This is a genomic window from Nocardioides sp. NPDC057577, assembly GCF_042801335.1.
In the GTDB taxonomy this organism is placed as follows: Bacteria; Actinomycetota; Actinomycetes; order Propionibacteriales; family Nocardioidaceae; genus Nocardioides.
Genome location: NZ_JBHVGB010000063.1, coordinates 17,346 through 28,232, shown reverse-complemented (window position 1 = coordinate 28,232; position 10,887 = coordinate 17,346). Strand labels below are relative to the sequence as shown.

Sequence of the window (10,887 nt, the reverse complement as noted above, 5' to 3'; positions counted from 1 at the left end):
ACTGCATTCTCGGCCCGCCAGAACTACGGTTTCGCGGGCGGGGCCGTGCTGCTGCGTACGACCAGCTCGGCCGGCAGCCGCAGGTGACGCTCGGTCTGCTTGCCCTCGAGCAGCTCGAGCAGGAGCCCGAGCGCTGCCCGGCCCATCTCGTGGAGCGGCTGGGCGACGGTGGTGAGCGGGGGAGTGGCGTCGCGAGCCTCGGGTACGTTGTCGAAGCCGATCACCGAGAGGTCCTCGGGCACGCGCAGGCCGAGCGAGCCGGCGACCTCGATGACCTTGATCGCGGAGATGTCGTTGGCGGCGAAGATGGCGGTGGGCCGCTCGCCGGCCGGGAGTGAGAGCAGCTCACGGGCCGGTGCCTCGGCTAGCTCGGGGTGGTAGCCGCCCACCCGGATCAGGTCGGGGGAGACGCTCAGACCGGCGGCGTGGAGCGCCTCGCGGTAGCCCTGCTCGCGCAGGCCGGCGGAGCGGAGGTCGGGGCGCCCGCCGAGGAACCCGATGCGCCGGTGGCCGAGCCCGACCAGATGGTCGACGGCGAGCCGGGCGCCGGTGATGTTGTCGGCGTCGACGGTCATCGGGCCGTCCGGTCCGGTGTGGGGGTCGATCGCGACGACCGGGATGGTGGTCTCGTCGGTGATGATCATCGAGGGCGTGACCACGATCGCGCCGTCGATCAGGGTGTGACCGAGGCGGGAGAGCGAGCGGCGCTCCCAGCCGGTGTGGTTGTGGGCGCCGGTGCGCCCGGCGTGGGCCAACAGCTCATAGCCGGTGCCGTCCAGAGCCGCCGAGATCCCCTTGAGGAGCTCGGCGGAGTAGGGCTCGAACTCGGCCACGAGCACGCCGATGACTCCGGTGGACTTGCGGCGCAGGCTCGAGGCGATCAGTGACGACTGGTAGCCGAGCTCGTCGATCACCGCGAGGACCTTCTCGCTCGTCGCTTCGCTGACTCCGTAGCGCTCGTTGATCACCTTGGAGACGGTGGCCACCGAGACCCCGGCCTCCCTGGCCACATCGGTGATCGTCACCCGGCGGGGGCGGGGCTGGTCGAGCGTGCTCATGACCCTGACAGTAGCCCACTTGGGGCATGTCCGATAACCATCTACGAAAACGTTATCGACAACGATTGACACGACCGCCCGACACGCGCCATGCTCGACCCCGACAATGTGGCGGCAGTCACATAACCCACACATCCAGAGCTGTGACGAAGAGGTCCCAAGATGTCGAGGAAGACACAAGCGCTCGCCGCGCTGTGCGCCGGATTGATGATTGCCGCCACCGGTTGTGGCGGCTCGGGCGACTCCGGTGGCGACGACAACACCATCATCTGGTGGCATAACTCCAACAACGACCCCGGCAAGGGGTACTACGAGCAGGTCGCGAAGGACTTCGAGAAGGCCAACCCCGGCGTCGACGTCAAGGTGCAGGCCTTCGCCCACGAGGACATGCTCACCAAGCTCGACGCCGCGTTCCAGAGCGGCGACCCCGAGCAGGTCCCGGACGTCTACATGGAGCGTGGCGGCGGCGAGCTCGCCGACCACGTCGAGGCCGGCCTGACCAAGGACCTCTCCGAGGACGCGGCAGACGAGATCGAGATGATCGGCGGCTCCGTGGCCGGCTGGCAGGTCGACGACAAGACGTACGCGCTGCCGTTCTCGATCGGCGTCGTCGGGTTCTGGTACAACAAGGACCTCTTCGCCGAGGCCGGCATCACCGCCGCGCCGACGACGATGGAGGAGTTCGGCGCCGCGGTCGAGAAGCTCAAGGCCGCGAAGATCCAGCCGGTCTCGGTCGGCGCCAAGGACGCCTGGCCGGCCGCGCACTACTACTACTGGACCGCGGTCCGGGAGTGCTCGCAGGACGTGCTCACCGATGCGGTCAAGAGCCTCGACTTCTCCGACCCCTGCTTCACCAAGGCCGGCGACGACGTCGCCGACCTCGTCGCGACGGAGCCGTTCAACAAGGGCTTCCTCTCCACCGGCGCCCAGGAGGGTCCGACCTCGGCCTCCGGCCTCCTCGCGACCGGCAAGGTCGCCATGGAGCTCGCCGGCCACTGGGAGCCGGGCGTGATGCAGGGCATCACCGAGGACAAGCAGGGGCTGGGGGAGAAGACCGGCTGGTTCTCCTTCCCGACCATCACCGGCGGCCAGGGCGACCCGGGCGCCCAGATGGGCGGCGGCGATGCCTGGGCCGTCTCCGAGGGCGCTCCGGACGCCTCGGTCGACTTCGTGAAGTACCTGCTCTCCACCGACGTCCAGAAGGGCTTCGCGGAGAACGGCATGGGTCTGCCGACCAACCCCGACGCGGTCGGCTCGCTGACCGACCCGGCGCTGGCCGACCTGATCAAGGTGCGTGACAGCGCGCCGTACGTCCAGCTCTACTTCGACACCGCCTTCGGCCAGTCCGTCGGCGGCGCGATGAACGACGCCATCGTCAACGTGTTCGCGGGCAAGGGCTCGGGTGCCGACATCGTCACGGCCACCCAGGCCGCCGCTGACAAGGAAAAGTGAGCCGAACCTGTGACACACGACGTGACCGAGCCCGCTCCGGCGGCGCCAGGGCACGCCACATCGGATGCCCGGCGTACAGATCCTGTACGCCGGGCCCCCGGCGGTGCCAGGGGTACCGGCTCTGCCGATCCGATCCGGCGCGGTGACGACTGGCGCAAGCGCCTGGAGATCCTGGTCTTCGTAACCCCCGCGCTCGCGCTCATCGCGCTCTTCGTCGCCTGGCCGATCGTCACCGCGGTGCGCTTCTCGGTCTACGACTGGAAGGGCTTCGGAGACCTGACCGACTTCGTCGGCCTGGAGAACTACGCCGAGGTCCTCGGCGACGAGGTCTTCCGCAGCGCGGTCGGCCACAACATGATCATCGTGGTGGGCTCGATCCTGCTCCAGCTCCCGCTGGGTGTGGCCATCGCCCTCCTGCTCAACCGCAGGATGCGTGGCCAGGGCCTGCTGCGCACGATCATCTTCGTGCCGTACGTCCTGGCCGAGGTCATCGCCGCGGTGATCTGGCTGCAGCTGCTGCAGCCGCAGTACGGCTTCATCGACGCGCTGACCGCGAAGGTCGGTCTGACTCCACCCGATCAGGGCTGGCTCGGCACCCCGGAGTACGCCCTGTGGATCGTGCTTCTGGTGCTGACCTGGAAGTATCTCGGGCTGGCCGTGCTGCTCTTCCTGGCCGGTATGCAGGGCGTCTCCGAGGAGCTCTACGAGGCCGCCCAGCTCGACGGCGCCTCCTGGTGGCAGACGCAGTGGCGGATCACGATCCCTCTGCTCGGCCCCACCATGCGTACCTGGGCCTTCTTGTCGATGATCGGCTCGATCCAGTGCTTCGACATGATCTGGGTGCTCACCCAGGGCGGTCCCGCGAACGCGACGAACACCATGGCGACGTACCTCATCGACGAGGGCACCAAGCGCCACAACTACGGCATCGCCGGCGCCGCCTCGGTGATCCTGTTCGTGATCGCCTTCGCGATGGCGCTGGCCTACCAGGTCCTGATCCTGCGCCGCGACACCAAGGAGGACACGGCATGAGCCTCATGGCCGATCTCACCCCGCGCCGCCGCAGCGGCGGCGGCAACCTGTGGGTCTACCTGATCGCGCTGATCGTCGTCGCGATCACCATCGGCCCGGTCCTCTACGGCGCGCTGGGCGGCTTCCGCACCAACGCCCAGCTCGCCGACAAGCCGGCCGGGCTTCCCGACCCGTGGGTGTGGAGCAACTACGCCGGAGTGCTGTCCAACCCGTCGTTCTGGCAGTACGCACTGAACTCGACGATGATCGCGATCATCACCACGGTGGTGACCGTCGTGTTCGGGCTGATGGCGGCGTACCCCTTGGCTCGCTACCAGTTCCGGGGGCGCGAGGCGCTGTTCATGGTCTTCGTGCTCGGCCTGCTCTTCCCGGCCGCGGTGGCGATCATTCCGCTGTTCATCATCATCACCCGCAACCTGCAGATGGCGAACACCTGGTGGGGCGTTGCCCTGCCGCAGGCGGCGTTCGCGCTGCCGATGACGGTGGTCATCCTGCGGCCGTTCCTGATGGCGCTGCCCAAGGAGCTGGAGGAGGCGGCGCTGATGGACGGTGCCAGCCGGATCGGCATCTTCTGGCGGGTCCTGATGCCGCTCTCGGTGCCGGGCATGATCACCGTCGGTGTGCTGGCGTTCGTGACCTCCTGGAACGCCTACCTGCTGCCGCTGCTGCTCCTCCAGGACAAGATGCGCACCCTCCCGCTCGGCGTCGCCGACTTCTCGACCGAGCACTCCGCCGACACCGCCGGTGTCCTCGCGTTCACCACGCTCGCGATGATCCCCGCCCTCGTGCTCTTCCTCGCCTTCCAGCGCCGGCTCGTCAGCGGCCTGCAGGGCGCGGTCAAGGGCTAGAACGGAACCTACCTGTGGCTCACTCCACCCCCCTTCCCGCCTGGCCGCCGGTCTCCGAGCGCGTGCGCGACCTGCACGCACGGATGACCCTGGAGGAGAAGCTCGCCCAGATCGTGGGCTACTGGCTCGACCGCGGCGGCGACGTCGTCGCGCCGATGGCCGACGAGATGGACGCGGGCGACGGCCGGCGGCTCCCCGAGATCACCGCCCACGGGCTCGGCCACTACAGCCGGGTGTACGGCACCCGGCCCGTCGACCCCGCAGAGCGCGCCGCGTGGTTGTGGGCCGAGCAGAGACGCCTGGTCTCGCGGACGCGGCTCGGGATCCCGGCTCTGGTCCACGAGGAGTGCCTCACCGGACTGGCGACCTGGCAGGCGGCAACCTTCCCGACGCCGCTGGCCTGGGGCGCGTCCTTCGACCCCGAGGGCGTCGAGGAGATGGCCCGGACGATCGGCGCCGACATGCGCGCGCTCGGCGTGCACCAGGGGCTCGCCCCGGTGCTCGACGTGATCCGCGACGCGCGCTGGGGCCGCTGCGAGGAGGCCATCGGCGAGGACCCCTATCTCGTCGGGACGGTCGCCACTGCGTACGTTCGGGGGCTTCAGTCCGCCGGCGTGCACGCGACGCTGAAGCACTTCGTCGCCTACTCGGGCTCGCGCGCCGGCCGCAACCACGCGCCCGTCTCCGCGGGTCCGCGCGAGATCGCCGACATCTATCTGCCGCCCTTCGAGATGGCGGTGCTGGACGGTGGGGCGAAGTCGGTGATGGCGGCGTACAACGACATCGACGGGGTGCCGCAGCACTCCTCGGTCGAGCACCTCACCACGCTGCTGCGCGAGACCTGGGGCTTCGACGGGGTCGTGGTGGCCGACTACTTCGGTGTCGCGTTCCTGGCGGTGATGCACGCGATCGCCGCGGACCGGGGACGGGCCGCCGCGGTCGCCCTCGAGGCCGGTGTCGACATCGAGCTTCCGAGCGGCGATGCCTACCTCGAGCCGCTCGCGGCGCTGATCCGCTCCGGTGAGGTCTCCGAGTCGCTCGTCGACCGGGCGGTGCTGCGGGCGCTGGCGCAGAAGGAGTCGCTCGGGCTGCTGGACGAGTCCTTCCTGGCCGGACTGGAGGAGGGGGCGCCGGAGTCGATCGACCTGGACTCCCCGGCCCACCGCGCGCTGGCACGCCGGCTGGCCGAGGAGTCGGTGGTGCTGCTCAGCAACGACGGGATCCTCCCGCTGCGCGAGGCCCCCGCCAAGGTGGCGATCATCGGCCCGAACGCCGACCGCCCCGAGGCGCTGATGGGGTGCTACTCCTTCGTCAACCACGTGATGGCGAGCTATCCCGACCAGCCGCTGGGCATCGAGCTGCCGACGATCGCCGAGGCGATCCGGGCCGAGCTCGGCGCCTCCTCCTACGAGGTCGTGGCCGGGTGTGCGGTCGAGGGCACCGACCGCTCGGGCTTCCCGGCCGCGGTCTCGGTGGCTCAGGGTGCGGACGTGGCCGTGGTCGTCGTCGGTGACCAGGCCGGGCTCTTCGGCCGTGGCACGGTCGGGGAGGGCAACGACTCGGAGTCGCTCGACCTTCCCGGGGTCCAGCGCGAGCTGGTCTCCGCGGTCGTCGCGACGGGGACGCCGGTCGTGCTCGTGGTCATCACCGGCAGGCCGTACGCCCTGGGCTGGGCGCTCGACGACGCGACCCGTCCGGCCGCGGTGCTGCAGGCGTTCTTCCCCGGCGAGGAGGGCGGACCGGCCCTGGCGCGCGTCATCTCCGGCGCGGTCAACCCCTCGGGTCGGCTCCCGGTCTCGCTGCCGCGGGTCTCCGGGACCCAGCCCTACAGCTACCTGCAGCCGCTGCTGGGTGGTCCCTCCGAGGTCACCAGCACCGACCCGACGCCGGCGCGCCCGTTCGGCTTCGGGCTCTCCTACACCACCTTCGGCTACAGCGGGCTCTCGGCAGAGCGCTCCGTCGCGGCCGGTGGCACCTTCGGCGTCGAGGTGACCGTCACCAACCTCGGTGATGTCGCGGGTGTGGACGTGGTTCAGCTCTACGGCCGCGACCTGCTGGCGTCGGTCGTGAGGCCGGTCTCGCAGCTGCTCGGCTACCAGCGGGTCGCGTTGGGTCCCGGCGAGTCGGCGACGGTCCGCTTCGAGGTGCCCACGACGCGGCTGGCCTTCACCGACCGCAGTCTCACCCGCATCGTCGAGCCCGGCGATGTCGAGGTCTGGGTGGCCGCCTCGGCCGGGGAGAAGGTCGCCACCGCGGTCGCCGAGGGCATCGCCGAGCTCTCCGGCGTCGACGCCGCCTCGGCCGCCGGTGAGTCGGGCAGCGACAAGGCGTTGGTCACGATCATCGGCGAGGTCCACCGCGTCAGCACCGCCGACCCTCGGATCACGACGGCGACCGTCTCACCCTAGGCCGCGAAGTCCCGTCGAGTCGGCTCGTTCTGACCGAGATTCCCGTCGAGTCGGCTCGTCATGACGAGCCGACTCGGCGGGCTGTGTGCTGGGCGAGGTAGGCCGCGGGGTCACCGATGACGCGGCGTACGACCGTTCCGGCCGCGCCGCGCACGGCCGCGTCGCTGCCGAGTCCGGAGACCAGCAGCGGCGGCGGCTCGGTGGCGCCGGTGTGGTGGCTGATCGAGGCCGAGGTCGCCGCGGAGAGCCACGGTGCGAGCGTGGCGAACGCGCCCCCGAGCACGACAGCGGCCGGGTCGAGGAGGGTGAGGACCGAGGCGAGCGCGATCCCGAGGTAACGGCCCGCGTCGGCGACGGCGTCGAGCGCGGCCTGGTCGCCCGCCTCGCAGGCCCTGGTGAGGTCGGCCATGGTCTCCACGCCCGCCCGGGCGAGGATCTCCTGCTGTCCCGCCATCCGCTCCAGGCAGCCGTGGCCGCCGCAGGCGCACCGCGGACCGTCGGGAGCGACCACGACGTGGCCGAGCTCGCCTGCGCCGGCGTGCGCCCCGCGGAAGACCTGGCCGTCGATCACGATGCCGCCGCCGATGCCGATCTCGCCCGAGACGTGCACGAAGTCGCGCGGAGGGCTGCCGTCCTGCTCGTGGCCGCCGAACCACATCTCGCCGAGCGCGGCGAGGTTGGCCTCGTTCTCGAGCTCGACCTCGAGCCCGGTGCCCTCCCGGATCGCGGCGGCGAGCTCGACCTGGGTCCAGCCCAGGTTGGGAGTGCGTACGACGGTGCCGTCGACGGTCAGGCCGGGCACCGCCACACAGGCCGCGGCCAGGGGGAGACCCTGGGAGGCCGCGCTGCGGGCGGCTGTGCGGGCGATCTCCAGGACGTCGGCGACCACCTCGGCGACCTCGCGGCCGCGGTTGTCGCTGCGTACGACATGGTGGTAGCGCGGTGCACCGGACAAGTCGGTCACCACGGCGGCCAGGTAGTCGACGTTGATCTCCAGGCCGAGCCCGGCCGCGCCGTCCGGGGCGAGGGAGAGTGCCGTGGCCGGGCGGCCGCGCTCGACCGCCGCCGGGGCGCTCTCCTCGAGCAGGCCGGCGTGGATCAGGTCGGTCACCAGGCCAGAGACCGACGACTTGGTCAGGCCGGTGTGGGCGGCGACCCGGGCCCGGGAGGCGGGGCCGGTGCGAGCGACCTCACCGAGCACGAGCGAGAGGTTGCTCGCCCGCATCCCGGCATGCTGCGCAGGCTCTGAGCGAGGGTTCATGCAGGGATTAGACCAAGTCATGAACTTGAGGTCAAGGAGGCATTCTCATGTGGCATCTGGTTGACAATGTGACGTGTGTCGCGTTGGATGATGCGAGATAGTCCAAGTCGTGAACTAAGTAAGGAACCCAGGCTATGACGGAGTACACCCCCACCCCGGAAGACAAGTTCACCTTCGGCCTGTGGACCGTCGGCTGGCAGGGCGTCGACGTGTTCGGCGGCCCGACCCGCCCGCAGATGGACATCGCGCACTCGGTGGAGAAGCTCGCCGAGATCGGCGCCTACGGCATCACCTTCCACGACAACGACGTCTTCGACTTCGACGCGACCGAGGCCGAGCGCCAGGCACAGATCGACAAGCTCAAGGGTGCTCTCGAGCAGACCGGCCTGAAGGTCCCGATGGCGACCACCAACCTGTTCAGCCACTCCGTCTTCAAGGACGGCGGCTTCACCTCCAATGATCGCGACATCCGTCGCTTCGCGATCGCCAAGACCGCCAAGAACATCGACCTGGCCGCCGAGCTCGGGGCGACGACGTACGTCATGTGGGGTGGCCGTGAAGGCGCCGAGTCGCACGCCGCGAAGGACATCGCGCACGCGCTCGACCGCTACCGCGAGGCGGTCAACCTGCTGGGCGATTACGTGACCGAGAAGGGCTACGACATCCGCTTCGCCATCGAGCCGAAGCCGAACGAGCCTCGTGGTGACATCCTGCTGCCGACCATCGGCCACGCCATCGCCTTCATCAACTCCCTCGAGCGGCCCGAGCTGGTCGGTCTCAACCCGGAGGTCGGTCACGAGGAGATGGCCGGCGTCAACTTCGCTGCGGGCATCGCGCAGGCGCTGTGGCACGGCAAGCTCTTCCACATCGACCTCAACGGCCAGCACGGCCCGCGCTTCGACCAGGACCTGCGCTTCGGCGCCGGCAACCTGCGCGGTGCGTTCAACGTCGTCGACCTGCTCGAGAGCAAGGGCTACGACGGTCCGCGCCACTTCGACTTCAAGCCGCCGCGCACCGAGGACGAGGCCGGCGTGTGGGCCTCGGCCGCCGGCTGCATGAAGAACTACCTCGTACTCAAGGAGCGCGCCGCGGCGTTCCGCGCCGACCCCGAGGTCCAGGCCGCGCTCGCCGCGTCCCAGCTCGACGAGCTCGCCCAGCCCACGCTCACCGCGGGCGAGACCCTCGATGACCTGCGCAACGCGTCCTACGACATCGACAAGCTCGACCACGGCTTCGGCTTCGAGCACCTCGACCAGCTCGCGATGGACCACCTCCTCGGTCTCCGCTGAAGATGAGGCTCGTAGCCGGGGTCGACTCCTCGACCCAGTCCTGCAAGGTCGTCATCCGCGACGCGTCGACGGGTGAGCTCGTACGTTCCGGGAGCGCCAAGCACCCCGACGGCACCGAGGTCCACCCCGACCACTGGTGGACCGCGCTCGGCGAGGCGGTCGCGGCGGCCGGAGGACTCGACGACGTCGAGGCCATCGCCGTCGGTGGCCAGCAGCACGGCATGGTCACGCTCGACGCCGCAGGTGAGGTCGTACGTCCCGCGCTGCTGTGGAACGACACCCGCTCCGCGCCCGCGGCCGATGCCCTCAACGCCGAGCTCGGGGCGGAGCGGTGGGCGGCCCAGACGGGTTCGGTGCTGGTGGCCTCGTTCACCATCACCAAGCTGCGTTGGCTGGCCGAGAACGAGCCCGAGCTGGCCGCGAAGGTGGCCGGCGTCTGCCTGCCGCACGACTGGCTGACCTGGAAGCTCTCCGGCGCCGCCGGCCTGGACACGCTCACGACCGACCGGTCCGACGCGTCGGGCACGGGCTACTGGGCGACGCCGTCCGGGGACTACCGGCGCGACCTGCTCGAGCGAGCCTTCGGCCGCGGTGACCTCGTCCTTCCGCGGGTGCTCGGTCCGGCGGAGTCGGCGGGGCGTACGTCCTCGGCTCTCTCCGCCGGTGCGCTGCTCGGCGCCGGTGCAGGAGACAACGCCGCCTCGGCCCTCGGTCTGGGCGCTGTGCCCGGTGACGTGGTGGTCTCGATCGGCACCTCGGGCGTGGCCTGCGCGGTGGCGGAGGCACCGACGGCGGAGACGACGGGCACGGTGGCGGGCTTCGCCGACGCGACCGGCCGCTTCCTGCCGCTGGTCTGCACCCTCAACGCGGCGCGCGTGCTCTCCTCGACGGCCTCGCTGCTGGGCGTCTCGCTCGAGGAGCTCTCCGACCTCGCGCTGTCGGCACCCTCGGGCTCCGACGGCCTGGTCCTCGTGCCCTACCTGGAAGGCGAGCGCACCCCCAACCGCCCCGACGCGAAGGGCGCACTCCACGGCCTCACCCTCGCCACCGCCACGCCGGCCCACCTGGCCCGCGCTGCGGTCGAGGGTCTGCTGTGCGGCCTCGCCGACGCCATCGACGCACTGGTGGAGCAGGGCGCCGAGGTACGCCGCGTGCTGCTCGTCGGCGGTGGTGCGAGGTCAGAGGCGGTCCGCCGGATCGCGCCCGTCGTCTTCGGTCGTCCGGTGGTCGTGCCCGAGCCGGGGGAGTACGTCGCCGACGGTGCCGCCCGCCAGGCCGCCTGGGTCCTCACCGGCGGCGTGGAGCCCCCGTCGTGGGAGCTCGCCGGTTCGGTGACGTACGACGCCGACCCCGATCCCGCAGTCCGCTCCCGCTATGCCGAGGTCCGCGACCTGACCGAAGGAACCTAGCCGAGGCGTCAGCCAGGTCGGCCGAGGCGGCAGTTAGGTCGGCCGAGGCGGCAGTTAGGTCGGCCGAGGCGGCAGTTAGGTCGGCCGAGGCGGCAGTTAGGTCGGCCGAGGCGGCAGTTAGGTCGGCCGA

Annotated in this window: 8 protein-coding genes; 6 read left to right on the top strand and 2 right to left on the bottom strand. The window is 70.7% G+C overall.

The genetic code is table 11. The features are described from left to right. Window positions 1-23: 23 nt before the first annotated feature. Complete coding sequence (locus tag ACFU7D_RS14625; protein ID WP_378726724.1) at window positions 24-1,058, bottom strand: LacI family DNA-binding transcriptional regulator; 1,035 nt, start codon at window positions 1,056-1,058, stop codon at window positions 24-26. Window positions 1,059-1,220: 162 nt separating this feature from the next. On the opposite strand from ACFU7D_RS14625, the gene ACFU7D_RS14620 reads away from it, so the two are divergent. From ACFU7D_RS14620 to ACFU7D_RS14605, 4 genes are read left to right on the top strand one after another with little or no spacing between them, the layout of a single operon-like run. Beyond that, the gene (locus ACFU7D_RS14620; RefSeq protein WP_378868142.1) at window positions 1,221-2,510 is read left to right on the top strand and encodes an ABC transporter substrate-binding protein; all 1,290 of its coding nucleotides are present in this window, start codon (window positions 1,221-1,223) and stop codon (window positions 2,508-2,510) included. Window positions 2,511-2,519: 9 nt separating this feature from the next. Beyond that, a complete protein-coding gene (locus ACFU7D_RS14615) occupies window positions 2,520-3,542 on the top strand; it encodes a carbohydrate ABC transporter permease (protein ID WP_378868140.1) in 1,023 nt (340 codons plus the stop codon). Beyond that, window positions 3,539-4,390: a carbohydrate ABC transporter permease gene (locus ACFU7D_RS14610; RefSeq protein ID WP_378726718.1), complete on the top strand. Its 852-nt coding sequence runs from the start codon at window positions 3,539-3,541 to the stop codon at window positions 4,388-4,390. The genes ACFU7D_RS14615 and ACFU7D_RS14610 overlap by 4 nt, the downstream gene beginning before the upstream one ends. Window positions 4,391-4,404: 14 nt before the next feature. Continuing rightward, the gene (locus tag ACFU7D_RS14605) at window positions 4,405-6,798 is read left to right on the top strand and encodes a glycoside hydrolase family 3 N-terminal domain-containing protein (RefSeq protein ID WP_378868137.1); all 2,394 of its coding nucleotides are present in this window, start codon (window positions 4,405-4,407) and stop codon (window positions 6,796-6,798) included. A gap of 58 nt (window positions 6,799-6,856) precedes the next feature. Here ACFU7D_RS14605 and ACFU7D_RS14600 read toward each other — a convergent pair whose 3' ends face one another. Further along, window positions 6,857-8,059, bottom strand: a complete 1,203-nt coding sequence (locus tag ACFU7D_RS14600; protein WP_378868135.1) for an ROK family protein — start codon at window positions 8,057-8,059, stop codon at window positions 6,857-6,859. A gap of 134 nt (window positions 8,060-8,193) precedes the next feature. Between ACFU7D_RS14600 and xylA the strand changes: the two genes are divergently transcribed. Together xylA and xylB are read left to right on the top strand one after the other, a co-directional pair. After that, a complete protein-coding gene (gene xylA / locus ACFU7D_RS14595) occupies window positions 8,194-9,348 on the top strand; it encodes a xylose isomerase (RefSeq protein WP_378868133.1) in 1,155 nt (384 codons plus the stop codon). A gap of 2 nt (window positions 9,349-9,350) precedes the next feature. Then, complete coding sequence (xylB, locus tag ACFU7D_RS14590) at window positions 9,351-10,757, top strand: xylulokinase (RefSeq protein ID WP_378868130.1); 1,407 nt, start codon at window positions 9,351-9,353, stop codon at window positions 10,755-10,757. Window positions 10,758-10,887 lie beyond the last annotated feature (130 nt).